23 protein-coding genes are annotated in these 26188 nt (G+C 46.1%); 7 read left to right on the top strand and 16 right to left on the bottom strand.

Annotated features, from left to right (window positions below; translation table 11 throughout):
* Positions 1-23: 23 nt before the first annotated feature.
* From L975_RS05250 to L975_RS05215, 7 genes are all read right to left on the bottom strand, one after another.
* Entirely contained in the window at positions 24-2039 is a 2016-nt protein-coding gene (locus tag L975_RS05250; protein WP_047707554.1) for a MacB family efflux pump subunit, read from the bottom strand.
* Complete coding sequence (gene macA / locus L975_RS05245) at positions 2039-3211, bottom strand: macrolide transporter subunit MacA (RefSeq protein WP_047707552.1); 1173 nt, start codon at positions 3209-3211, stop codon at positions 2039-2041. The genes L975_RS05250 and macA overlap by 1 nt, the downstream gene beginning before the upstream one ends.
* 106 nt (positions 3212-3317) lie before the next feature.
* Positions 3318-3812, bottom strand: coding sequence for a hypothetical protein (locus L975_RS05240; protein ID WP_039045018.1), 495 nt, complete (start codon positions 3810-3812; stop codon positions 3318-3320).
* Between the two features lie 387 nt (positions 3813-4199).
* Entirely contained in the window at positions 4200-5744 is a 1545-nt protein-coding gene (locus tag L975_RS05235; RefSeq protein ID WP_047707550.1) for a cyclic diguanylate phosphodiesterase, read from the bottom strand.
* 329 nt (positions 5745-6073) lie between these two features.
* Positions 6074-7162, bottom strand: coding sequence for a calcium:proton antiporter (locus L975_RS05230; RefSeq protein WP_047707548.1), 1089 nt, complete (start codon positions 7160-7162; stop codon positions 6074-6076).
* A gap of 484 nt (positions 7163-7646) precedes the next feature.
* On the bottom strand, positions 7647-8219 hold the full coding sequence (locus L975_RS05220; RefSeq protein ID WP_010863154.1) for a hypothetical protein: 573 nt from the start codon (positions 8217-8219) through the stop codon (positions 7647-7649).
* A 170-nt stretch (positions 8220-8389) separates the two neighbouring features.
* Entirely contained in the window at positions 8390-8794 is a 405-nt protein-coding gene (locus tag L975_RS05215) for a phosphate-starvation-inducible protein PsiE (protein ID WP_010863153.1), read from the bottom strand.
* A 554-nt stretch (positions 8795-9348) separates the two neighbouring features.
* On the opposite strand from L975_RS05215, the gene L975_RS05210 reads away from it, so the two are divergent.
* Positions 9349-10455, top strand: coding sequence for a tyrosine-type recombinase/integrase (locus L975_RS05210; protein ID WP_039045014.1), 1107 nt, complete (start codon positions 9349-9351; stop codon positions 10453-10455).
* A gap of 86 nt (positions 10456-10541) precedes the next feature.
* Here L975_RS05210 and L975_RS05205 read toward each other — a convergent pair whose 3' ends face one another.
* Positions 10542-10940: a hypothetical protein gene (locus L975_RS05205; RefSeq protein WP_039045013.1), complete on the bottom strand. Its 399-nt coding sequence runs from the start codon at positions 10938-10940 to the stop codon at positions 10542-10544.
* Between the two features lie 345 nt (positions 10941-11285).
* Here L975_RS05205 and L975_RS05200 point away from each other — a divergent pair, with 345 nt between their 5' ends.
* Complete coding sequence (locus L975_RS05200) at positions 11286-12398, top strand: diguanylate cyclase domain-containing protein (RefSeq protein ID WP_047707545.1); 1113 nt, start codon at positions 11286-11288, stop codon at positions 12396-12398.
* Positions 12399-12661: 263 nt separating this feature from the next.
* Positions 12662-12901, top strand: a complete 240-nt coding sequence (locus tag L975_RS05195; protein WP_010863149.1) for a hypothetical protein — start codon at positions 12662-12664, stop codon at positions 12899-12901.
* 113 nt (positions 12902-13014) lie between these two features.
* Here the strand turns inward: L975_RS05195 and L975_RS05190 are convergent, their stop codons facing one another.
* On the bottom strand, positions 13015-13503 hold the full coding sequence (locus L975_RS05190; RefSeq protein WP_047707596.1) for a hypothetical protein: 489 nt from the start codon (positions 13501-13503) through the stop codon (positions 13015-13017).
* A gap of 219 nt (positions 13504-13722) precedes the next feature.
* Here L975_RS05190 and L975_RS05185 point away from each other — a divergent pair, with 219 nt between their 5' ends.
* Positions 13723-15942 (top strand): hybrid sensor histidine kinase/response regulator, encoded by a 2220-nt coding sequence (locus L975_RS05185; RefSeq protein ID WP_177326617.1) that lies wholly within the window; start codon positions 13723-13725, stop codon positions 15940-15942.
* Positions 15943-16434: 492 nt separating this feature from the next.
* Here L975_RS05185 and L975_RS05180 read toward each other — a convergent pair whose 3' ends face one another.
* Positions 16435-17691 (bottom strand): adenylosuccinate synthetase, encoded by a 1257-nt coding sequence (locus tag L975_RS05180; RefSeq protein ID WP_047707542.1) that lies wholly within the window; start codon positions 17689-17691, stop codon positions 16435-16437.
* Between the two features lie 194 nt (positions 17692-17885).
* Here L975_RS05180 and L975_RS05175 point away from each other — a divergent pair, with 194 nt between their 5' ends.
* A complete protein-coding gene (locus L975_RS05175; protein WP_047707541.1) occupies positions 17886-18872 on the top strand; it encodes a LysR family transcriptional regulator in 987 nt (328 codons plus the stop codon).
* A 262-nt stretch (positions 18873-19134) separates the two neighbouring features.
* Positions 19135-19731, top strand: a complete 597-nt coding sequence (locus tag L975_RS05170; protein ID WP_081632844.1) for a DUF1345 domain-containing protein — start codon at positions 19135-19137, stop codon at positions 19729-19731.
* Between the two features lie 106 nt (positions 19732-19837).
* On the opposite strand, the gene mltB is transcribed toward L975_RS05170, so the two are convergent.
* From mltB to L975_RS05140, 6 genes are all read right to left on the bottom strand, one after another.
* Positions 19838-20920 carry a lytic murein transglycosylase B gene (gene mltB, locus L975_RS05165; protein ID WP_010863143.1) on the bottom strand — a complete coding sequence of 361 codons (1083 nt, stop codon included), beginning with the start codon at positions 20918-20920 and terminating at the stop codon, positions 19838-19840.
* A gap of 650 nt (positions 20921-21570) precedes the next feature.
* Entirely contained in the window at positions 21571-22218 is a 648-nt protein-coding gene (locus L975_RS05160) for a hypothetical protein (RefSeq protein ID WP_047707539.1), read from the bottom strand.
* Positions 22219-22477: 259 nt separating this feature from the next.
* Positions 22478-23002 (bottom strand): rhodanese-like domain-containing protein, encoded by a 525-nt coding sequence (locus tag L975_RS05155; RefSeq protein WP_047707538.1) that lies wholly within the window; start codon positions 23000-23002, stop codon positions 22478-22480.
* A 2-nt stretch (positions 23003-23004) separates the two neighbouring features.
* Positions 23005-23451: a MauE/DoxX family redox-associated membrane protein gene (locus L975_RS05150; protein WP_047707536.1), complete on the bottom strand. Its 447-nt coding sequence runs from the start codon at positions 23449-23451 to the stop codon at positions 23005-23007.
* Between the two features lie 112 nt (positions 23452-23563).
* A complete protein-coding gene (fdhD, locus tag L975_RS05145) occupies positions 23564-24442 on the bottom strand; it encodes a formate dehydrogenase accessory sulfurtransferase FdhD (RefSeq protein ID WP_081995607.1) in 879 nt (292 codons plus the stop codon).
* 144 nt (positions 24443-24586) lie between these two features.
* Positions 24587-25477, bottom strand: a complete 891-nt coding sequence (locus L975_RS05140; protein WP_010863138.1) for a LysR family transcriptional regulator — start codon at positions 25475-25477, stop codon at positions 24587-24589.
* 138 nt (positions 25478-25615) lie between these two features.
* Between L975_RS05140 and L975_RS05135 the strand changes: the two genes are divergently transcribed.
* Positions 25616-26089 (top strand): PACE efflux transporter, encoded by a 474-nt coding sequence (locus L975_RS05135; RefSeq protein WP_052181286.1) that lies wholly within the window; start codon positions 25616-25618, stop codon positions 26087-26089.
* Positions 26090-26188 lie beyond the last annotated feature (99 nt).

Genomic DNA, 26188 nt, shown 5'->3' with positions numbered 1-26188 from the left:
GGAAGGAGGGAAGAACTCACTCATTACTCACGCACAAGAGCATCCACCGGATCAAGGCGTGCGGCATTGCGTGCTGGCAAGTAACCAAAAATTACGCCAATTAAGGTGGCACTGCTAAAGGCCATAAACAGTGACAACAGGGAAAATTGCATTTTCATGCTGCTGACCAGCAGGCCGAAAATCACACCAATCCCGAGAGACAACACCACGCCAATCAAACCGCCAACCAACGAAATCATCACCGCCTCAATCATGAACTGCTGCAAGATATCACTCTGACGTGCACCGACCGCAATCCGGATCCCGATTTCTCGCGTGCGTTCAACCACGGAAACCAGCATGATATTCATCACGCCTACGCCGCCAACAATCAAAGAGATCACTGCGATAGCTGAGACTAACAAGGTCATGGTCGCCGTGGTTTTCTTCACCGACGTCAAAATGGTATCACTGCTGTAGGTGAAGAAATCTTTGCTACCGTGACGACGAGTAAGTAACTCGGTCACAGCCTGCTCTGCTAACGGCGGCGACACGCCATCACGCACACGTAGGGTAATTTGTGAAAAGTACGATTGCGTCATAACTCGGCTCATCATCGAGGTATACGGGATCCACAATGACAATGTATTACCTGCGCCACCCCAGCGATTTTCCTCGCGCACAACGCCAATAATTTGTAGTGGCATATTGCCCGTGACGACCACTTGACCCACCGGATCGGTTTTACCAAACAAGCTACGGACCGATTTTTCTTCAATTACCGCCACTGCCGCTTGCTGCGACAAGTCTTGGGCGTTAAATAACCGCCCTTGCACCAGTTTCAAACCGGTAACCGAAAAAAACGTTGGGCTAACCCCAGACAGCGAGCCGCTTAGGCTTTTGTTACGCCAGCGCACTTGCGCCGCCGACGTTATTTTCGGTGATGCACCACTCAAATATGGCTGTTCCTGCAACACCCGTAAATCACGTTCATTCAATGTGCGGATTGCAGAGGCATTTTCATCGCCCCAGCCTTTACCGGGGAAGATATCAATCGTATTGGTGCCCATGGCATTGATGTCATCGATGACTTTTTGCCGTGCGCCTTGACCTAATGCCACCACACTGACCACTGCCGTGATACCGATGATAATCCCGAGCATGGTGAGAAATGTCCGCATCCGGTGGGCACGCATGGCATGCCACGCCATCCGAAACGCCTCTTGCAAACGGTCGAGCGTATTATTGCTACGTCGAGCTGCGGTTGTATCGGGTGTCAGCTCAGGTGGCTTAGATTGTACGGCGCTAATGTTCTGCGTAATGTCTTCTGCTGGTAGCTCGCGCAAGGCAGTATGTGTAGGCAAATTTGCAGGCTGCGAAGCACTATCACGGATCACGCGGCCATCTTTTAACTCGATGATCCGTTCCGCATGGGCCGCAATCGCTGGATCATGGGTGACCAGAATAACGGTATGACCTAACTGATGCAGCTCTTTAAGGATAGAGAGCACCTCTTGCCCACTTTGGCTATCAAGCGCGCCGGTCGGCTCATCGGCCAAGATCACTTCGGCACCATTCATCAACGCGCGCGCAATACTGACGCGTTGCTGCTGACCACCGGATAACTGACCAGGCTGATGGTGCATGCGCTCCGCTAAGCCTAAGCGCGACAGAAGTTGCATGGCGCGCTCACGTCGCGGCTGGCGTGCTTGGCCTGCATAGATAGCGGGGATCTCGACATTGGCACACGCATCCAGATGCGGAAGCAAATGATAACGCTGGAAGATAAAGCCAAAATGGTGACAGCGCAGGTCCGCAAGCCCTAACGCATCTAAGGTCGCAGTATCTTGACCGCGGAAAAAATAGTGTCCGCTGCTCGGTCGGTCCAGACAGCCGAGCAAATTCATTAAGGTCGATTTACCCGAGCCTGAGGTGCCGACAATCGCGACCATTTCACCAGCATGAATCGTCAGATCCAGTGGCTGTAAAACCGTTACCTGCTGATCGCCGTGGCTAAAACTGCGCGATAAACCGCGTAGTTCGATCAATGGCGGCTGCATCAGCGATTCTCCTCATCTGATGGCATACCGTTTGAGGTTGGCAATTCACTGCCAATAATCACTTCATCACCGGCTTGCAAACCGCTGGTGACTTCGGCATTAACATCATTACGCAAGCCTAAGGTAATTGGCCGAGCTACTTTCTTGCCATTTTCTAAGACATACACTTCCGCTTTATCACCGCTAATCGTACCGGTGATTGCCGATAGAGGAATGGTCAATACATCGTTGCGCTCGCCTAATTCAATGGTGACTTGCGCTGTCATCGCCACACGTAATGTGTGTTTGGGGTTCGGCACCTCAAATTGTGCGTAGTAGTAAACGGCATTATTGGTGGTACCAGAGGTGGTCGTATTGGCATCATTAATATTGGTGGGTGCTAATTCGATACTGCGCAGCACGCCCTGATAGCGGGTATCTGGATCGCCGAGCAGGGTGAAATACACCGGCATTCCTGCGCGGATCCGCGCGACATCAGCTTCAGAAATTTGCGCTTTGACCGTCATGGTATCCAGATTAGCCAGTTTAAGCAGAGTGGGAACTTGCTGCGTAGACACCAAAGTCTGACCCTGTTTAGCGACCAAACTGAGTACTGTGCCATCCATCGGCGCCGTGATCCGGGTATAACCCAATTCAGTTTTTGCCGTTTCAACATTGATTTCTGCGGCGGTAATATCCGCCCGTGCGGTACTGACCTCGGCACGGCTCACTGCCTCGTTGGCGATTGCGTTGTCCAAATCGATTTGCGAACCGGCTTGGCGTGCATAAATTTTTTGCTGGCGCTGTAAATTCAGAAGATTAAGACGTTGCTGCGCCTCGCGGGTTTGCAACGTCGCCCGTGCTTTGATGAGATCGGCTTCGGCTGCGGACAGTTTGTTCTGCGCCAATTTCGGATCTATTTCCGCCAGCAAGTCACCTTTTTTAACGCGCTGACCTTCGGTTACCAGCAGGCGCGTGATTTGCCCAGAAACCTGTGCACCAACATCCACTTGCTCATAGGCTTGCAGTACGCCAGTGGCTTGTACGCTTTGCTGAATATGGTGTTTGGCGACTGTAGTGGTCAGATAAGTCTGCTTATCGCTGCTTGGCCAAAATCCCCAAATAAGACTCACCAGAATCAGTAAGATAATCAGTGCAATAAAGAGTTTACGGCGACGTGTTGCGCGACCCATAGTTGATTCATCATATATAACAGAGATGCGCCATTATACGGGTAGCCATGCCGGAATCGAAAGGTCAAAGATCCGGCAGGGCTTTTCGCTTGTCGTGACGTATGGGTTATAGTGAGGTATAGCCGTATAACCAGTTCAACGAAGAGGGACGTGAAGCTCGCTCAGTATTATCCGCCGATTCGTCTTGGCACTCTTGCACAACGATATTGCTATTTTTAACCTGCCGCTTGACCGACTGCAGTGCATTATGTGGTATTGAAGTGGTTGGGATTTTCAAAATAAAGGAAATACCTAACTCGCAGCCTTTGGCTGCCAGCTTGCGCAGTTTCTTAAAATAGACCGAGCGAAAACAAGCCGGAGTAGCGGCAAAAGAAACCGTCTTGATCGACATATTGAAAATGATATCCAGACTTTGGTATAGCTCGTCTAAATCTTGTGCGTTTTTAACCGGTTCGTCTGATTCACTCGGGGCAACGAGTGCTTGAGTCGCATGCGAAGCATGCTCTGATGAGACATGACATCGCGTAATTTTACCCGATTGATCAAAAATCAATTGGTACGCCAGTTTTGATGGCGATGAGAGATGAGTATCTGTAGCCAAGATGGTATCCCGCAGCTTCTTGTTTATGGGTGTCACTTTACAGCGTAGCTGGTATTTTTATATATGCCACACCGTTACGTTAATCAGGTTTTGCTGTGACATTATTACTGCGAGTTACTGATGTTTATAGATGAGCAGGTGAATAGCGCTATTCACTCTATAAATAGATCCTTTTGCGGCAAAGCACGCTCAGAATAACATGATGATATGTAATCCTTTTCCTTTTTGACACTCAACAGCATTACGCCAAAGCATAATTAGTATTATGCGAAGAATATTTATTCTGTTGTTGATGCATGTCAAACAACGTAGCTACATGACATTATGAATGCATCTTTAAAAAATATTTAAAACTAACTGTTATATCATGTAGCTGCTGATTTCAAATTACTGATGGATTTTGTCGACCAGATGTTTTTTTATAAAATCGGCGCACGTGACAGGCTTGCCAAAGAAATACCCTTGTAACAAATTGATATTCAGTGCTTGCAAGTGACGAATCTGCGTCATGGTTTCAACCCCTTCAGCTACCGTAATGAGCTTCAAGCGATTCGCTAAATCAATCACATTATCCACAATATGTTCTGCGGGAGAATTTTCTCCAATCATCTTGATAAACATTTGATCGATTTTCAGCGAATCGATGTGAAAGGTTTGCAAGTAGGAGAGGCTAGAGTTACCCGTGCCAAAATCATCTAACGCAAACAAAATGCCCAATTCGTGTAATTCAGTGAAAATTTCACGTGTCATCGGGTTGTCAGTAATCATTTCACGTTCAGTAATTTCCAGCGCCAACGTGATCGCGCCTTGTGGAAAGGCTGCCAGAAAATCACGGCAATCAGTCACAATGTCTTTATTTTTGAAATGGGTATAGCTGATATTAAAGCCAAAATGAAAATTGGGCGGTAACAGCGCTGCCTGCGCCGCGAAAATGGTACGCACCTGATGCATGAGGCTACGCGTCATAGGAACAATTAACGCACTTTCTTCGGCTAATGGAATGAACTGATTCGGCGGGATCAACCCTAATTGCGGATGTTGCCAACGCATCAGTACTTCACAGCCATGCAAACCAAAGTCTTGGCTACGTACAATCGGCTGCATGTAAGGGACAAACTCATTTTGCTCTACTGCACGCGCCAGCATGCTAATCGGTGAAACCACTCGGCTGAGATAACGGTAAGTAATGTACGCGAACAACAACCCAATCAAAATAAAGACAGCGATACTGGCATGAGAGTTATTGATGGCGTACCAAAGCAGCTTACGACTGGAGATCTGCGTCAGTACCTCATACGGGTAGTGGTCAGACTCCATAACTTGGGTAATTTTCTTCTGTGGTAAAGGGCCGCTATACACAGCGCCATCAGAGGTCATCCACTTATTACCAATACGTACCACTATCTGTAAGTGGTTGCTGAGTAAATTCAGCGTCTGATGCAAATACAAACCATCAATACCCACCAGTACAGCAAGCCCTTCAGGTCCTGTTTGGCGAAAGGCTACCAGCGGTGATCCTGGCGTCACTGAACTGCCATTCATCAAATACAATTTGCCTTCGTAATAATTGGCTAGCTCAAAATCAGAATTTTTTTTCCCTGATAGGATCGTGCAATAAATATTATTATTTAAAGCAATATTTACATTCCTGACATAAGGAATCGTGATTACCTGATAAAGCATCTTCTTTACCATGGCATCAGAACAGCTTAGGTCTGCTGACGAAGCGATATTGTTAGCGGCCTGCTCTGCTCGCTCAAAAATATAATCAAACTGGGTTATTGCAATCTGCAACCTACGTTCAGTTTCTTGTTTTAGTTCAGTTTTTGCTTGCCATACAATTGCCATCCATCCGACCGAAATCATCAGAATAAAAACAAAAAAGGCAATGACAATCCGACTAAGTAGACTTTTTTTAACGAGTTCAATCATTCTTTTTTAGCAAGCTAGTAAGAAATAAAACAAAGTGGATGATATTTTTTATGAGTATACGTTAACAGTGATGTCAATTCATAAGGTTTTCTGAAAGCCTGTTCAAACGGTTTAATCATTTGGATTAAATAACACCAATTAACAATTAAATGGCACCAAACAAACCCAGTGGCGTCACGTGATTGACGATGTATTTCAATTTGTTTCTGCGATATTTAGCAGTAAGAACTCAGGCAAAGCTTACACATAAAAATCATGAAAAAAATAAGGTGCTCTAAGGCACCTTATTTTATAAATCATGGCTATGCATGCTAGTGCATTGCTGAATGCTATGGAAACACCGACATAAACAAGAAAGTAGCAAATAACACGATGTGGGTAACCCCTTGCATGAGCGTTGTTTTACCGGTGCTAATGGTTTGGGTGCTTACCAATAAAGTCAACGCCAGCATGATTGTCTCTTTGGTATTCAGACCCAGAGTCAGCGGTTGATCCAGATAGATAAAAATTGCTGCAACAGTAGGGATAGTTAGCCCAATACTGGCCAATGCGGAGCCTAATGCGAGGTTCATACTGGTTTGTAATTGATTAGCTCTGGCCGCACGAAATGCGGAAATACTTTCCGGCATTAATACCAAGGCGGCAATAATAATCCCCACAACCGCTTGTGGCGCGCCAATGATAGAAACAAACGCTTCTAATGTCGGAGAAAGCAATTTTGCTAAACCCACCACTGAGACTAAGCACACAAGCAACGCAAAAATATCTAGGACTAACCAGCCACCAGGGCTATGGCTTTCCTCTTCAATACTGACCTCATCTTCAACCGAGCTAAACATAAAATACTCTTTATGTTTAACCGTCTGAATAAAAATGAACGACAAATACAGAACCAGCGACACAATACCGGCAAAAGCCAGCTGCGATGATGAAAACACCGGACCATCCGCAGAGCTGGTAAAATTCGGGAGTACGAGGGTTAAAACGCATAAGGCCGTCAAAACTCCAATGGCCGTGCTCGCGCCACGCTCCTGAAAGCCTTGCTCATTATGGCGTACACCACCAATGAACAGGCAAAAGCCGATAATGCCGTTAAGAATAATCATTACCGCAGAGAACACGGTATCTCTGGCCAAGGTGAGATCGCCAGCATTACCGTCGCCACTACCGGATAACATGATAGAGATAATGAGCGCAACTTCGATGACCGTTACAGCCAGAGCCAGCACTAATGTGCCCAGCGGTTCTCCCACCTTATGCGCAATTCGCTCAGCATAGTAAACCGCAGAAAATACCGCGTACATCAAGGCGATGGCCGTGAATGCGATCATCAGGGCCGAGTCGCTTGCGGTAGCATAAACAATGCCCAATGCACCTAAAGAGAGGAGTGGAGAAGAGTGTTTTAGTTTTAGTTTCAATAGGTTGTCCTCAACGCGCGTTCATCAATTAAGGTTCACGGATCAAAACGGCAATGTACGAAGTAGAAATAGACGTTCCCAAAAACGCATACGTCACCCATGTCGGGCGCTCTTGGCTATTTGACAAGTTAGTTTGCATCGCCGCGGTCGTAAAGATGACCCAAGAGAGAAAAATCGCAATCAAACCCGCTTTGCCTTTATGCTTTTGTATTGCATGCATCAGAGTAAGCAACAAAATGAACCCCTTTCATCTGTTATCGTCAATAGCACTGATTTAAGCATATGTAAATCATCTGTGACACGATAAGCTATGATTACGTGATGTGCATTTAGTTGCGGTTTAGCTAATACAGATGATAGTTACAGTAAGAAAGAAGAGGGCACTGAGTAGCGGAATTGTTGGCAAGCAAGAGCGTCATCTTGCATTGGCGTGAATGAGAAAAATAGGGTCTTGCACGGGTTTATCATGCAAAACCCTTGAGACTTATTTTATCCGTTCGTAGTTTTGTTGCATCTCTTCTGGCGCAATACCGTATTCACGTTCGGCTAAATAGCCATTTTTGAAAACCTGCATTCCTTTCGGATCCCAGCTAACCGCAATAGTCGCTGTTTTTCCATCTTGGCTATTCAGTAATTTCAAAATACGCTCATCGATCTTAATCGCTTGAATCGTCTTTATTCTTTTAAAACGCTCAAATTTAGTCGATGTAGGCAGCTCCCCATAAGTTTCTTGCCACTTATCTTTAGGAATTAACCATTCATTATAAATATTGCCCGCCACCGCAAAAGGCATCCGCGCGACAATCACATTGTCGGTGACCCTATTGGTGGTTTCCAGCTTGTAGCCGCCCTTACCATCAGAAACGTAAGTGGGAAATTGTTGCCCAATTTCAACCGATTGTGGAAGACGGCCTAACGTTACCGTGCGCTTTCTATAGATTTCAGGTTTTTCAAACGCTTGCATTATTTCTGGAACAGTTTTGATATCAATAGGAGTAGCAGAAAAAGCACTGAATGAGCAGCAGGCAAGTAGGAGAGATGATGCTATATATTTCATATCGACGCTCGTTATTGTTGTCAAGTAACCGTTTGCGCCATGAGTCTAACAAATGTTGATGAGTGACACTATGAATGCTATCTCGGTTGAAGAAAACTGTGATCGTAATCATGTCGCATAAAAAAGCACCCTGTAGGGTGCCTTATATTCAAAATCCTGTGTGTGAGATATTATTCATCTTTTAATCTATCTGATGTACAGATATACAATATCCCAACCAAAATAAAAATAGCCAATGTATATATCAACGTATGCACTGAATTATCATGGGTCAGAATAATCGCTCGAATTATTGCTGTTATTGCAACGTAGACAAAATAGTGCAGGGGAAAGTGATATTTTGATTTGAAGTAGATAATAATCAGAGAAATAAATTCAAAGTATAAGAAATAGACCAGAATACCTTCAATAGAGTTATATGACGTATTGGCATTAAATAAGGAAAGAACCAGCTCGTACAGATCGCGGCACAAAAAGGCCAGCAAAATCACAGAAAGAACCAGCAGTGAAATGTTCAGCGCGACCTGTAAGCGCCCTGAGAACTCAACCGTATAGGCCGTTAATTTGTCTTTCATTAGAATCAGTACCTTGAAACATGTGACACAAACGATGTCAGCGTATGCAATACTGTATTTGACAGGTAAAACGGCCAAAAGCATCTCACGTGAATGTAAGTAGGCACTTTTTTGTGTATCTACTTCAACACGGGTTGTAACCAAGCATAACCGCTGCCTATCGGTATTCAGCGTATAACCTAATGGGTGCGAGCATTAATACATGTGACAACGTCACTTATTTCTGACTGGACAAAAGATTCGGGTAAGCTCCACCTAGTAAAACCACTAACACGGCAAACAACACTGGGTAAGCCAAGAGGCAAGAGCTTGCATTTGTGCTATTGTGCTGTATTCAGCTTATGCCAAGCTACCCATTAAGTGAGAAGCGCTGTGGTAAACACTCAAACAGTGACACAAAGCTCGCGGCATGCACGTTTTTTCATCATCCGCTCTGCATTATAATAACTTCATATAATGTAAATTATATGAAGTTATTGGTACGATATGGTAAAATCTGAAAAAGTTAGGCTAACCTAATTCGCGAAATATAATCGCTTTAAAACGGACAAAATATGGCCTTATCTCAGCATCAACAGGCGTTGTCGCAACGGCAAAGTTTCAATGCATTACCCGCGCATCTGCGTGGAATGGCGACCGCTCATCAGCAATTCACGCGTTACGCGGAAGACTCCTATTCCGCCAATACCTTGCGGATGGTGGATTTTGCCGAAAAACATTGGGCGCATTGGTTAGCTAAGCAGACTGATTTGCCAGCTGAATGTTGGCACGAACAGCAGCTGTTGTTGTATCCGATTTGGCCCGATATTTTGTGTCGCTACATTGATGAGTTATCGGAAAGCATGTCGCTTAATTCGGTACAGACTTACATCAATTTATTGAATTTTAAGAATAAAAAACTGGGTTTTCCTTCTTTACTGCAACACACCCACGTTCAATGGGCTATGCGGCGCGCCACGAACCGCGCACTGGATGCCGGTGAGCAAATTGGTCAGGCACAACCGTTTCGTTTGCATGATCTGGAGTTATTGCTACAGATTTTTGCCGATACGGACGATCCAAAATTGATGCGCGATTTGCTGCTCGTGTGGATCGCATACGAAAGCTTGTTACGCGAGTCTGAACTGGTCAACATTCGCTGTAATGATTTACTACCCGGTTACCAATACAGCATTCGCGTAAGAAAAACGAAAACCACCAAAACGCTGGAAGATAACGAAGTCTTGCTGAGTGAACCCTGTTCACAGTGGCTACACCGCTATATGACGCATTTTGGCTTACCACTCTCGTCTTCTGGTTATTTGTTTCGGCGTTTGAAAAAAAATGGTGAGTTATTCCATAGCGAAGAGAACTGCAAAAAACTGTCAGGTCGCACCGTGGATGATATTTTTCGCTTCTTTTATTGGCAAATTGATCCTGATGCTAGAGCCGAATTACAAAATTCAATTCACGCAGCAGATGCCTCTCGCTACCAAACGTGGACTGGCCATAGCGCCCGAGTCGGTGCCGCAATAGACTTGTTTGTATACGGTGCTAGCGTGCATGAAATAATGCGCTTAGGCCGGTGGCGGAATGATCAAACCGTAATGCGCTATATTCGTCGCGTTTCAATGCAAGAATTGCCAATGAATCGGATGGTAACAGAAAGATTGAAGCGTTGATGTGGTGTAAAAATAAAATCGGTAAGACACGAAACACAAAGAGGACAACGCGGATAGTGATTCCGCGCTATCCTCAAGCATGCGTTTTATTCTACGACGTTATAGCCAAACGCTTTGTCGTGTACATAGACCAGTTTGCAGTGATCAATGTAGGTTGCATCGTGAATACGACCAGCTTGGATATAACCGGTTTCACCTTGATTCAGGATCAATAACTCACCGTCTTTTTCTAAGCCGTGCTCGCCTTCTAGGTAAAACTGAATTGACATCTTACCTTCGACAACCACCGTCATATCATCACCAGGGTGGAAATGTGGGCCTTCATAAACGCCCGCCTCCCACTGCTCCAACATCACATCAACCCCATCCGGATTCGTTGGGTAGGTTGAGCGAAAGGTAAAGCCTTTCGGTGCTTCGGGATCTGATACGTGGTTGCCCCAAATCTTACTTGTTTCGGAGGTTAGGTCATGAAACTGCTTAGACATAGTTACTACTCCATGGTGATATCCCGGTAAAGTCACCAGAATATCCAATTGATTTGTTGTCTCTGAGTGTAGGATCAGATGCGGATTATTGAAAATAGAGAGATGCAACGGATTGTAAATACTGACGAAATTATGAGAATAAACACATCTTTTTCCAGAGTTATGTGAATGTGCTAATGGGGAATCTAATATTAAACCACTTTGTATGATGACTTAATATTAATGGTGATGACATTGCAGCTGCGATCTTAATCGATAATTACCGACTAGCAGTCGTGGTAACTGAATGATTACTTTATAATTAGCCTCTTTTTTAATTTACAGAAAACCGGGCACGGCTATTTTATGACCCTCAGCCATGACATAAATCCTGAGTACACTCAGTATTATCATCACGCACGTGATCACCAGTTGCTGCGCGGCAGCAAAATTGTCTTCTTTCTCAACACGTTTGCGGCTTACTTTATTGCCTGGCATATTTCAGCCCAGCTCAACCTAAGCATCTGGGGCTACAGCATCTACACCCTGCTCTCTGCGTTTATTTTGTCTGGTTTACTGTGTGGATTCGTGGGCACCAAATTGTTACCCGAACCCGTTCATGCTCCGTATTATGCTACCGTATGCGCCATTGGCAGTGGATTGTTGACACTGATTACGGCTCCACTGTTGGTCAAGGTCTATCCCGACCACATCCTACAGTTAGGGATTCTAAGCAGTAGTTTGCTTGCTGTGATGTTTTTCTCAATCTATCCACTTGCTTGCTACACCCTGCTCCTACCTGCTCTTTTCAGTAGCCTCTTCTTTTTCTCCGATGCCGGTAGTAGTGGAATAACACAAGCACTGCTATTGATCGTATTGTTACCGATGCTTCAGTGGCAATTGCAACATTGGTTTAAGCGTGCAATACGCCATCAATTTGATAAAGAGCAATTACGCAAAGATTTGGATATTGCAGGTTTATTGGATCCCGTGTGCGGATTGAAAAATCGTAAATTCTTTGACCAAGCACTCGAAGTTGAATTAGCGGCAGGCAGACGCAATAGCACACCGTTAAGCCTCTTACTCATCAGTTTAAATAACACCAAGCAATATGAGTACACCTTTGGCAAATATGCCGTTGGCCAATTGCTAGAGCGTGCTGCCGAATGTTTGCGCCGAGCATTATATCGTCCGCGCGATACGGCAATTCGATACGGCTATAATGAATTTGTTATCATGTTGCCTGAAACTATGCTCAGTGGCTCCACAATTGTGGAGCAGCGCGTATTACTGCAGGTAGATAACTTAGGTTTAATGGGCGTCGGTCAACCAACTGATAACAGTGTACATTTTTCTATACGCACACTTGAGTTACCGCCGAAAACACACCGTAACGAAGCGCGTCACGCCATTAATAGCGCCTTTGCTGAGCTGCGTGAACAAGAGCTGAATGCACTCAACATCCCCGCTAGCGAATAACTCTCATCACCTTGTGTCTGCACGCTCTGTGCAGGCACTTTCATAATGATACATCACGTCATAAGACATATTTAATTACATTATTGGCGCGCACCCGCATACTTTTCATGCTAGAAAAAGCAAGGAATAAAATTCGCCAAAATGGAATAGATATTTGGCATTCAAAATATCGTCCAACCCGCTAAAGTGTAATGTTTACTTTACTAATCAAAATAATTACACAACGTATTTACACCTAGCACACACTGTTTCGGAAAATAATAATGTTAAGTCAACGAAAGAACCACAAACTCGGCGTATTCCCCACCAAGTTTGGTCTGAGTAAACTGATTGGTTGTGTCATGTTTATTGTATCGCTGATGATGTTTTACCATTCCGGTAACACAGTGTTTCAGCATTCTGTACTGACAAATGACGAACTGACAGAAACGTGGGATTACGGGATATTAGGTGCCGCCTTTTTCCTGTTCAGTATCATGTGCTGGAAGAAAGTATTTATCTAATAGCCAGTCGCCTGTTACCGCACATCGCTACACATATAAAACTACATGTATAAAAAAGAAAAGCTGCCAGATAGACGTACCAGACTATCCGGCAGCTTTTTTTTCCTAAGTAATTACGCTAGCCAACCGTGAATAATTCGGCCCAATTCATCAACGTCGTTGTACAGGTGATCATTGCCAGCAACCTCGACACAGGTTGCGTGCTGGCCAAGCAATTCCTGAAGCTCGGCAAATGTCCCAAAAGGATCCGCCGTCTGTTGAATTACCAGCATCGGCTTGCTCGCCGCCATCTCCTGTAGAAGCTGTTTGTCGCTTTCAGAGTACAGTGACAAGGCTACGCCAATAAAAATGACGTGATTAGCTTCCAGATTCGGTGATTTAAGAGATGCCAATGTACCAATTGACTTGGCTACTACCACATCACAGTTTGCTTTTGGCATGTATGGCAGCTCTGCCACCAAATTGAAATCAGCCTCTGGATGTTGCCAAGCAGTAAAGCTATGTACATAGAGATCCAGTGATGGGATCTTCGCCGCATCGACTACTTCACGGATCCACGTTTTTGTTGCAGGCACTTTTCCTGGGATTGCAATGACTTTCATATGATTACCCTGTGCAAGATATACAGAAATCAAAAAATACAGGCTATTGATACTTAAGCATTTTTCTACATCTCTGTATGTAACGATATTAAACAGTTGATGTCTGCGCCGCATCATGGAATAAATCATCTCGTCACAATGAGAAAAGCTTTCTATTCTCTTTAATATCATTGCTTAATGTTTATACTGAAAGCGAGCAAGTTTGCGCGAGGGAACGTGATGCTTGGATTTAACACTATCAGAAAAAAGGTCATCACACTCTTTGTCGCCTATACCTTGCTGTTTCTCGGTATTATTGCGATTGGCTTTTATTTTTTTATTACAACCCCACTCTACTTACACGCGAAAGAAACCATCACCAATAAAGCTGATACCGTTTCGTTGCAGATTAACCAAGATTTAGACAGCCTACTGCCAACCATCAACACGTTAGCCGATTTTGCCGCAGAATATCCGGCCAAAACACTTCTGAGCCAGATTACCCATACCCTGCTGACATCATTAAACAATAATACGTTTATTATCAGTGGCGGGATCTGGCCAGAACCTTTTGCTCTAGACCGCGATCAATATAAATCCTCCATTTTTTACAATGCCAATCACGCCGGCTATAAGTCTTTAGAGGACTACAACCACCCACAGGCACCAGACTATTTTCACGAGCCTTGGTATGCTGGCGTGAAGTATCGAGGGCCAAATATTGTCGAATGGTCAGATCCTTACACTGACCCTGTGACGAACGTCAGTATGGTAACGTTGTCCAAACCCTACTATGTTGATGATCAGTTTCGCGGAGTGGTAACACTCGATATTTCGCTGAAAAAGCTCTCTGAAACTATCCAAAAAGAACAAACCAACTTTGGTGGCCAGCTCTATATTATTGACCGTCACGGGCACAATATTTTAGGGCAAGACGCTATTCCCGATCCTAATGCTCTGTTAACCACATCTAAATCGCACAGTGGCGACTGGCAAATTTTAGCCACTTACCCAAAAGATAAAGTGGATCAGCAAGCCATTGCGATCATCAAAAAAATAATCTTTATTGCAGTCCCGATCACGTTGTTATTTTTGTACCTCCTTTATCAAGCAATCTCACGCTGGCTGGTAAAACCTATTGAAGAAATCACGCACGATTTGACCCAAACCAAACAGGATGTATCGCTCAAAAATCAATTTCTGCATGCCGGTGACGAGATGGACATCATGGTGCATGAAATCAACAAGCGGATCCGAATCCTGAATCAAGAGCGTTTAAATGCCATTCGTGCCGACAAAGTCAAATCAACGTTTTTGGCCAGCATGTCACATGAAATCCGTACGCCCATGAACGGCGTGTTGGGATTAGCCCAGCTGTTGATGAAAACTCCGTTAAGCCAAGAACAAACTCAGCACCTAAATAGCCTCTATGATTCGGGGATCCACATGATGTCTATCCTTAATGACATTTTGGATTTTTCAAAAATTGAGGAGGGAAAATTAAAAATCGATCACTACCATTTTAACTTTAATGATGTGGTCGGCTCACTGGTATCCACCTACTCGCCGCTGGCAAAAGAAAAAGGGTTAGAGTTCACTATCTATTCCTCGGTACCCAGTGATATTTGGCTGTTCGGCGACAAATCACGCATTCGGCAAATCTTGTTCAATCTGGTCAATAACGCCATTAAATTTACCGCAAAAGGTGAAGTGGCCATCTACTTTGATGCTGAATACCCTTGCCATTCCTTTGCCGAAAATGGCTTTCGCTTATTTTGCCGGGTAACCGACACCGGGATTGGGATCGCCCCCGATAGCATTGCGACTATCTTTGACCCGTTTACCCAAGCAGACAGCAGTACCAGCCGAACTTACGGTGGAACAGGTCTCGGGCTGGCTATTGTGAAGCAGCTAGTTGAACTGATGCATGGCACCATTGCTATTGACAGTACAGTCGGCCAAGGAACGGAGGTCAAATTTGATGTACATATGGCAATGGGCAAAAATCAGCGTCCGTTAAAAAGCCTTGCCGTCGGCTCTATGATTGACGATTTGAATATTCTTATCGTGGAGGATAATAAAGTGAATACGGTTATTTTGAAGACCTTTTTGAGCAAAAAAGGACATCAAGTAACCTGTGTAGAAAATGGACAAGAATGTCTTGATCTGCTCGAACAAGAAGCATTTGATGTCATATTTATGGATAATCATATGCCCGTGATGGATGGGATCTCCGCCACCATGGCAATCAAAAAACATCCCAATCCTCGCATTGCAAACACCTTGGTCTTTGCTTGCACAGCAGATGCTTATAAAGAAACCAAAGACTCGATGCTAAAAGCCGGTTGTAATTTTGTGCTCACTAAACCGCTTAATGAACCGGTTATTTTTGACGCGCTTAATCAATTTTCCTCTGAACTGCAATTCAGTAAGATGACACGGATCACAGGAAAGCATTAATTAAACTAATTTAGCTTGCACTAAGAATTGCTTAATTAGTCAAAGCAAATATGCGACAACTTGATTCATTAATCTATAGAGTTATTAATCGGCTGCAACAAAGGTTTGCTGAATGTGTATTTCACTTTAAGAAGACCCAATGTGTTATATTATTGCTAGGGAAACGTTTATCATGATGTAAAAGTCGTATTACATAAGCAATGGAAGGTGATGTATGCTTTTAGCGTCGATGAATGAGCTAAGTCCTATCGCAATAATACTGGTACAAGTTACCCTGCTGATCGGATTAATTTTATCTATCATGGAAGTTTGCGTACTTTTTACGCCTAAAATCATTACTGCTGCCCTCATACACCTGATGGTTTAATACTCAGGTCATCGCAAAATGCTTCATGCGTTGTCACCCGTATTGATTTTAAGCGTAAAAAAAAGAAGTTCACCCAAGGGAGAACTTCTTTTTTATTTATCTAAATTAGATTAAGCAAATATCAATTAACGCTCAATCATCTGTGCACGCTCAGGGCCCACAGAAATCATTTTCACTGGCACGCCCATCAACTCTTCAATACGCAGCACGTAATCTTGTGCAGCTTTTGGCAAGCTTTCAAAGGTACGGCAACCGGTAATATCTTCATGCCAGCTAGCCATTTTTTCATACACTGGCGCTAATGCGGCAGTCTGCGGCCAAATTGGGTTAGCACTGTGGTCGCCATCATAAGCTACACAAATTTTCAGATCTTGCATGCCGCTCAAGCAATCCAGCTTGGTCAGTGCAATTTCTGTTGCCGCTTGGATCTCGATACCGTTTTTAGTTGCCACGGCGTCAAAATAACCCATATCACGTGGACGTCCGGTAACTGCACCAAACTCATTCGCCGCTTCACGGAATGCATCTTGATGCTCCATAGCAGTGATCAGTGTACCGGTACCCACAGAAGAGCTGAACGCTTTAGCCACAGCAATGATACGCTCAGGACGCAGTGCTGGCAGACCACTACCAATACCTGCATAAGCACCGGTTACGTTGGAAGACGTCGTCCACGGATATTCGCCGTATACCAAGTCACGACCAGCGCCTAACTGCGCTTCAAACAGCAGATTGTCGCCTTTGGCTTGCAGTGCTTTTAATGGCTCGCTCACGTTGCAAATCGCATCACGCCATGGCGCAGAGACATCCAACAGCCAATCCGCCATTTCTTGGGCCGTTTGGGTAAACTCGAAATCGGGATACAGTGCTTTCAGCTGTGGCAGCTTCCAATCCAGCAGGAATTGGATACGCTCAAGCAGCACGTCTGGTTGCTTCAGCCAGCCCAGCAGAATGCCTTTTTTCATCACGCGGTCGCCATAAGCTGGCGCAATACCCTGACGAGTCGAGCCGTATGCGCCAGAGCCCAGACGCACCTCTTCCAAGGTATCTTCCAGCGCATGCAGCGGCAGACACAAGGTAGCGCGATCAGAGATGCACAGATTGACATTCACACCGGCAGCCTGAATTTCAGCCAGCTCTTTAGACAGTGGCTCAGGGCTGATCACCATGCCAGGGCCAAGCACGGCCAGACAGTTAGGATTGAATACGCCGCTTGGCAGTTGGTGCAGCTTGAAGGTACCGAAGCTGTTTACCACCGTGTGACCGGCGTTGTTACCACCCTGGAAACGGATACTGGCCGCCGCTTGATCTGCCAGATAATCAACGATCCGACCTTTACCCTCATCACCCCAGTTAGCACCTACTACAACAACAGACGACATAATCAATTCTCCTTGAAAGCAATGAGGTTATCCTACGGCGGCCTCGTGAATTAGAAAAATTAATTATAATTATCAAACCAATAATTTTTTCATATGAGAGAGCATTTCTCGATATACTACCTACACGCATGTATCAGCCCGAGAACAGTGCGGGCACATACCCAAACACTAAGTTACAAGCACCGGAGGCAATGATGCTGGATATCCACTGGCTGAATACCTTTGCTACATTGGCCAGATTGCAGCATTTTGGGCAAACGGCCACCGAGCTGCACATGACCCAACCCAATGTCAGCTTGCACATCAAAAATTTAGAACGCGCAACGCGGGTAAAACTGATTGAGCGTAATCCGTTTCGTCTGACACAAGCCGGAGAACGTCTGCTGCTGAGCGCCGAAAACACCTTACGTGAATTGCAGCTATGTCAATCTGACCTCAATGCGCTGGGCGATTTTAGTCAAGGTACGTTGGCCATTGCCGCCAGTGATATCATTTCACGCTTATTGTTAATTCGCCCTTTTCAGTTATTTAAACAGCAGTTTCCCGGCATTGATCTGACCTTGTATAACACCACCTCGGATCAAGCCGCAGAATTGGTGCGTAGCGGCAAGGCCGACTTGGGATTTGTGCTAGCACAAAAGCGCAGTGAGCCTTTGCATTTCACACCACTGCAGCCGGTACAATGGTGCGCTCTGGGTCAAAATAGTGCCATGCTGCGCGAGGCGCCGATGCTACCGGATGCAGTGACCGCAACACAAACGGCAGAAAGTCAAAGCCCGCAACGCCTCGAAGACAGGCTGGATAGCGCGTCTGTCAGCTCAACCGATACCGCCACCAGCGAGTGCCCAACGCTAATCTTACTCGGACACGATACCCGTACCCGCGCGCTTATTGACTCGGCATTGCATCAATTGAGCTTGCCAACCTATCGGGTCATGGAAGTGGGCAGTGTTGATGCACAAATTGATTGGGCAGAGGCAGGGTTCGGCACCGCGATTGTGCCGTCTTTTTCATTGCGCCCACAACGCCAACTGACTTCGCCCACCGCCGCATTACCGCACTTTCCCGGCACCCGGTTAGGCTATATCGTGCGGCAAAACCAAATCTTGTCACGCGCTATCAAGCAGTTGCTGCAATGGGTGGATGAAGAGATCAAACAAGACATCACACTGACGCTTTGAGAAGACCGTACTTCTAAGCAAATTTGTAATCTGCAGCTACCTTGGCATTTTTACTGTAGAGGATGTGTGAATAATAGGTTGCAACAAGAGAGTGTTTGCAGGGATGCCTAGATATCATTACCCTGCCAACAGTTGTTATACATTTTAAAATGGTTCCAATACCGGTAAAACGAGATCTTCAATGAGTCATCACATACACCATCTTTATCGTAAGATACGCGTTTATCTGCGCTCTCGTCCGCAGTTTTTATTTTCCCTATCAATGGCAGTATTATTTTATTTTGCTCTACTGCCCTATTTCTCGGCCACGATGCGTCTCACCTTTAGCTGGAATATTTTTGCATGGCTTTATATCAGCTTCTTATTAATCAAAATAATCAACCGTAAAGGACGCGATATTCAACGAACCACGCGCAGAGAAGATGAAAGTGCGAAGATGGTGATCTTATTTGTGATCATTGGCTGCTGTATCAGCGTATTGGTGATGCTTCTGCAGCTTGCCACCGCAGGTCAAATGCATGGTGATGAGCGATTGCTGCATTTGATGATCACCGGTTCGACCTTGCTCTCCTCTTGGTTGCTGCTGCCCATGGCCTTTACCATGCACTACGCCCATATCTTTTACTCCAACAACGATACCGAGAATCCGTGGTTATTGTTCCCTGATAACACACAAATCCCAAGTTACTGGGACTTTATGTACTTCTCATTTACGATTGCGGTTGCATCACAAACGGCGGATGTGTGTATTGGATCGCAAGAGATGAGGAAGGTGGTATTACTGCAATCCGTCATATCATTTTTCTTCAATATGGCGGTACTGGGTATGTCTGTGAATATTGGTGCCAGTCTGTTCTAAATTGCGCTTTACCGTCCGTAAAGATTGCCGCTGATTACCACGCAGCACGCCCTTTCGATCATCAGGCAGGATGCGAAACACATCCTGCCTATTTCATTAAAGCCGATTATTGCTGGCGTGCCTGCCGGCCAACCGCCTCACCCAATTGCCATACGGCCATGGCATAATGCGTACTGTGGTTATAACGCGTAATCGTGTAGAAATTCGGTAATCCATACCAATACTGATAACCACTGCCCACATCAAGGCGCAGTAAGCTGGCTTCTTTGTGACCCTGTAACGAGCCATTTGGCGTCAAGCCTGCTTGGTTTAATGTGCTAACTGGGTAGCGCGTTTTAAAACCGTGGTCTAAATCTGGTGCTTGGCCACTGGCAGGGATCGCCACGGGCGCGCCTGGCGTCCAGCCATAACCGCGGAAATAGTTGGCGACGCTGAAAATCGCGTCCACCGGATCCCACAGGTCAACATGCCCATCGCCATTACCATCTACGGCATAGTTTTGGAAGGCTGATGGCATAAACTGACCGTAGCCCATCGCCCCAGCAAACGAGCCTTTTAAAGTCAGAGGATCTTTGCCTTCTTCACGCGCCATCAGCAAGAAAGTTTCTAGCTCGGCACTGAAATACTCGGCACGACGTGGATAGGAAAAAGCCAGTGTGGATAAGGCATCGATAATGCGCGTTTTGCCCATCACCCGACCCCAACGCGTCTCAACACCGATGATACCGACAATGATTTCTGGCGGTACGCCATACACAGCTTCGGCACGTTTGAGCTCTGCCTGATATTGGTTCCAGAACTGCACGCCATTTTGCACGTTATCCGGCGTGATGAACTTACCGCGATAACGCAGCCATGCACCGTTTGGCCCACTCGGAGGGCGTTTTGTCGGCGCTTGCTGATCCATCAGGCGCAGCACATAGTCCAGACGTTTGGTCTGTGACATGACACTTTCCAGTTGCTGGCGATCAAAACCATGCTCTCGCACCATTTTGTCGATGAACTGCCCTGTAGCTGGGTTATAGGCATAATCGCCATTTTCCAGATACAGCGTATGCTCCGGTTGTAAAACAAAACCACCGGAATTGTGTTTTTTTAACGCTTCAGCCGCCGTTTCCGGCTCGATATTCTTGCTGCTACAAGCACTGAGAACCAGTACCAGCGGCAGCAGCGCAGCTAGTTTACGCATTGAGTTTCCGTTAACCCGATCTAATAACGATAATTACGGTTAGTCTTACACTGTAAAGGACTTAAGCACCGCGTGCCAAGCAGCAGCGAGTACGTTTGCATGAAACGTAAAGCTCAGCCAGTCATCAAGCCGTTCACAGCGTGTTTAACACCCAGTCAGTAACGATGCCAAACATATCATGATAACTTTTCAGGTAAAAAAACAGCGCTATCAGCGCTACAGCCAACATCACAATTGCGCATGATTTTCGCACACTCCATTGTTCCGTCATACCCGTTCCTTTTTTTACTTTGCCAATTAACTAAAACCATACTCCTGCAAAAGAAAAATATGTATTTACAACGTGTATCATGTTGTAATTTGAGAGGTGCATCACTTATTAATCCAAGGCTGTTAGCCCAATTTAGATGACTTCAATTAACGACAGCACAATTATTCATCTTTTTTGAACAAGCACCCTATTTAACAGCATTAAATCGGTCCTATTTTCTGCTAAGCGCTGACTTCGCTATAAACAATAAATCAGACATAAAAAAAGCAACTACCCGAAGCTAGTCGCTTTTTTTTAATAAATCTACGGCTATTTTATTAATAGCTGCGTGTCACTTAATCCAATCACTAACGTGACGTTGTCACTTACTTGCTATCCACTAAAACCCATAGTTAATCTGGAATGAAAAGGTATTCATATCACTGCCAAAGCTACCACCAATACGGGCAAACAACGGTACAGACTGTGATTGCAACGTCAACGCCACCACGCCACTAGTGGCGTTGATCGACTCTTCCAGATCGCCAGGCAGATCATATTCCAGTTTCAGGTGTTGATACTTCAACCCCGCACTGGGAATGAGCTGCATGTCATTTTGCATATTGATGACATAGCCCATCTCAGGGGTAATATCGAACGCATTCACATTGACCGAATCAAAATCGTTGACGCTATAGAACACATCAATGCTCGGGCGTAAGCCGCTTTCCAACTCCGTAAACAAACGAGTACCCACACCGTAGAGCAATCCAGATTGTGAGTCATTGATTGACAACGCATCGTCACGATAGTCAGACTTCAGATTTGCCGCGCCCAGAGCCAGATAAGCTTCACTGAACTCATTACTCGCCCCCAAGGTGGCATAATATTGATTCAGCGTGATATCACCGCTGTAATTAGAGCCAGAATCACTGTATTTGGTGTAGTCATATTTAAAACCAATATTCACTTCAGCCTGTGCTTGCACCGAAATGCCGCATCCGGTCATCAGCACTGATGCCAGCATCCATGTTTTCACGTTCCGCATAACTCACTCCTTGTTATTTCACTGATCCACAGTAACAAAGCTGAGCAATGCGAAAACGTAAACGGCTGTATTTTGTGAGTTCTTTCGCTGATGTGCCGATACTGACTTTACATCGCACAGCAAGTTTCAGATCAACATCGCTTTACGCGAAATACTTTACTCAGTATGCCAAAGGCAATAAAAAACGGCAGAATGTGTTTAACGCCCATAGGTGCCAATACCGTTCTGCCGCTTTAGTGAAGCTAAAATTTCACATCGGTTATTTAACTTCTTCAACCGGATAACCGGCACCACGCCACGCAAAAATGCCACCTGGCAAGCGATACACATTTTCGTAGCCTTGGTTTACTGCCCAAATAGCAGCATTATGACTACGACCACAGGCGACAAAGCCACAGTACATAACAATAGTGCGGCTCTTATCTGGACCCAGTAGCTCCAAGAAGACTTGTTCGGATTGATTATCTTCGGTCAACGCCGCCCAGCTTTCGCCATCGGTAGCTTGTTTAGCGAACACAAAGTTTTTAGCACCCGGAATGTGGCCCTTCTTGAAGCTGCTGTCGTACGGCATGGTATCGATAATGAGCATATCTTGTTGACCATCCAGACGATTTTTCAGCTCTTCCACCGTAATCAACTGGTAGCCGCCCTGCTGCGCTTCACGGGCAAGCGTAACAGCCTGCTTCTCTGCCGCCGTTTCCTGCTCAAATTTATTATCAGAGCAACCGGCAGTGAATACCGCAGCGGTCAGCAATGCCAATGCTGTCAGTGAACGCTTTTTCATCTTTATCTCCATGTTATTTTACTGATTCTCTTACTGTGTTTTGGCGTATCTGGGCGAGAGGCTCGTTTGAACCACAGCAACAAGCACATACCGAGTAAAACGGCATCGCGACCTAGCGCCTGGGGCAAACCACTTAAATCGGCTTGCCCCAGACAGCCACAATTAATGTCTAACCCAATAACCATGCCATAGCTCAGCACGGCCATAAAAACCACCAGCAGCGCCATCATCCCAACTAATGCAATTTGCCGGCGACACAACACGCCAAGGCCAACGAGCAATTCGGTTAGGATCAACAACCATGCAATAGGGGTAATTAGCGCAGGCAACACTAAACCAAAAGCAGCAATCGTGAGTGCGAAGTCACTCGGATGCGATAGTTTTGTCAGCGCACTGACAATAAAAAAACCACCGCACAGGATGCGGCAAACTAGGATAAGTAGTCTCATTTATATGATTATACCGGAGAGTGATTATCACATAACAGATGAAACTCGACATTCTGACATAAAATTGTGGAGCCGCCGTTATATCAAACTCACACGAACACCAAAGCCCACACTAAACCGCGTCTTGCAAACGCTCTGGATGGGTCAGCACCACCGCGCGTCCGAGGCGCGTAAAGCAAACCAACGTCAACCCGCATTGCAGTGCCGTCTCCCGAGCGAGCGTGGTCGCCGCCGAAACCGCAAATAAAATCTCCACGCCACACGCCGCCGCTTTTTGTACCATTTCATAACTGGCCCGACTGGACACCAGCAACACACCCTGTTGCCACTGCTGACGCGCACGCAGCCCGAGCAATTTATCTAAGGCGACATGACGGCCAATATCTTCGCATCCCCCCAGTAATTCGCCCTGCGAAGAGAGCCAGACGGCGGCATGCGTGCAACCGGTTAGATTGCCAATTAGCTGTACTTCACGTAGGGCTGACAAGGCGCTATCCATCTGCGACAGAGAAAACCGCTGGGTCATCGGCAAGTGCGGCAATTCGCGATGAATTTCCGCCAGCTGCTCAGTACCACAAATACCACAACCGGTGCGCCCAGCCAGCGCGCGGCGACGCGCTTTTAGCGCCGCAAAACAGCGGCTCGACAGTTCAATGTGTACTGAAATTCCCTGACAGCTAGGCTCGATATCCATACCGTAAATATCGGCAGAAGAGCGAATAATGCCTTCCGATAAGGAAAATCCGAGCGCGAATAGCTCTAAATCGCACGGTGAAGCCATCATCACCACGTGGGAGATACCATTGTAGACAAGGGCGACCGGTACTTCTTGTGCCAGCAAATCCGCTGTCTCTTGCGCTAAATGCCCACGGCGGTTCACAAGCACCGATTCGACACCCGCGATAAGCGAACTCTCCGCGCTAGATATTTGGGCCGTGTAGCCGGCATCGAGAGCCCCCGCCGATGACGAGGTTAAAGCATCAATATCCATCCGGTTGTCTTCCCTGTTTTCTCACTCGCCATTTTCACACTCGCCAGTTCCCTGAATCACCAGCGCTAAATAGCGAGAATTACAATTTAGTTGGGTCTGATTGACGAAATAATACTATCAATGCACCCAGCATCACGCCCAATCTCAGCGTAAATGCAGAAAATCCTGTAACAAGCTCTCTTTCAACCAACGCGCAGCCACACCCAGTGGTTGCCCTTGATGCCAAAAGAGCTCCATTTGTAATCGCGGCGGGGAAGGCCAACATTCAGCCTCTAACTGCACCACCTCACCTTTTGCCAACGCGCTACCCAGTAAAAACTCCGGCACGGCCGCCCAGCCGAGTCCGCGCTTAACCAACTCTAACACTGCCCAATCCCCTTCCACCCACCACACTTGTGGTGAAAGACGAAAGCGATGGCGAATTTCCCCTTCACGCCGCGCCGCCACCATCAACTGCCGTGCGCCTTGCAAATCACTTTGGCTAAGTGAGGTACGCTGTGCGAGCGGATGTGATGGTGCACACACCAGCGGTAAGCGGATTTGCCCTACAGGCACACAGCTAAGCGTCGAGTGCGGGTTGGGCTGTTCATAGCTGATTCCTAGCTGCGCTCGGCCGCTGAGCAGCATATCCGTTAGGTCTTCCATCACGGGAAATAACAGCTCTAATTCAACATCAGGAAATCGCAAGGCAAAGGCTTCCAGCAGCGAGCCCAATTTCGGCAATAGCGAGTCATCATCCACCGCCAATGTCAGGCGGCTCTCGACTCCGGCGGCCAATTCACCGGCTAGTGCAGTAAACCGATCGCACTGATTTAATATACCGCGTGCTTGCTGGAGTAACCGTTCACCGGCCGCGGTGAGTACCGGATTACGCGCGCGGCGATCAAAGAGTTGCACACCCAGATCAATTTCTAAATTCGAAATGGTGGTACTTACCACCGATTGCGCTTTACCCAAGCGCCGCGCGGCGGCCGAGAAAGAGCCACACTCGGCAGCGGCTTGCAGACAGCGCAGTTGCTCCAATGTCATATTCATGCCGCGCTCCATATACCTGTATGCCTGTGTCATGAGACACAGCCAATCTATCTATTTTAGCGATAGTATCTAACTAACAACTACGCATTTTAGACGATAGATTAGCAGCCACATCGCTAACCAGAAAGAGAAAATACTATGCGCACAGGCTCCGATCGTTTACGTCACGCCATTGGTTTTGAACTCATTGGCCTTATGCTTTGCCCGCTGATCGCCAGTTGGGTGATGGGAATGCAATTACTGGAATTAGGCAAGCTTGCTATCATGTTGTCGGTGATCGCCACCGCATGGAATTATGTCTATAACCTGTTGGTCGACAAGCTGATGCAAAAGCTGTTGGGACGCACGCAAAAGAGCTTGCCGGAGCGGGTCTTACATACGTTGGTATTTGAGGCCGGCTTGTTGCTGTTTGTTCTGCCATTGATTGCTTGGTGGTTACAGATCTCACTGAAACAGGCATTTGTGCTAGATATGGGCTTTGTGATCTTTTATCTGGTGTACGCGTTTTTCTATAACTGGGCCTATGATCGCATATTCCCTATCCCAGCCGCGGCAACTGCCACAATAACGGTCGACGAACCCGTAACGCACGAAAAAGCATCCGTATTATAATCAGGGAATAAAAAACCGGTGACCCTGTATACATCAACACGGCACCGGTTTTGCTCATACGCCAATCGTGCTAGCAGCATGCCAAGTGCGATTAACGCT

The sequence above is a fragment of the Plesiomonas sp. ZOR0011 genome (assembly GCF_000800945.1).
GTDB classification, from domain to species: Bacteria; Pseudomonadota; Gammaproteobacteria; order Enterobacterales; family CAMTGL01; genus Plesiomonas; species Plesiomonas shigelloides.
This window is presented reverse-complemented; position numbering and strand designations above follow the sequence as displayed.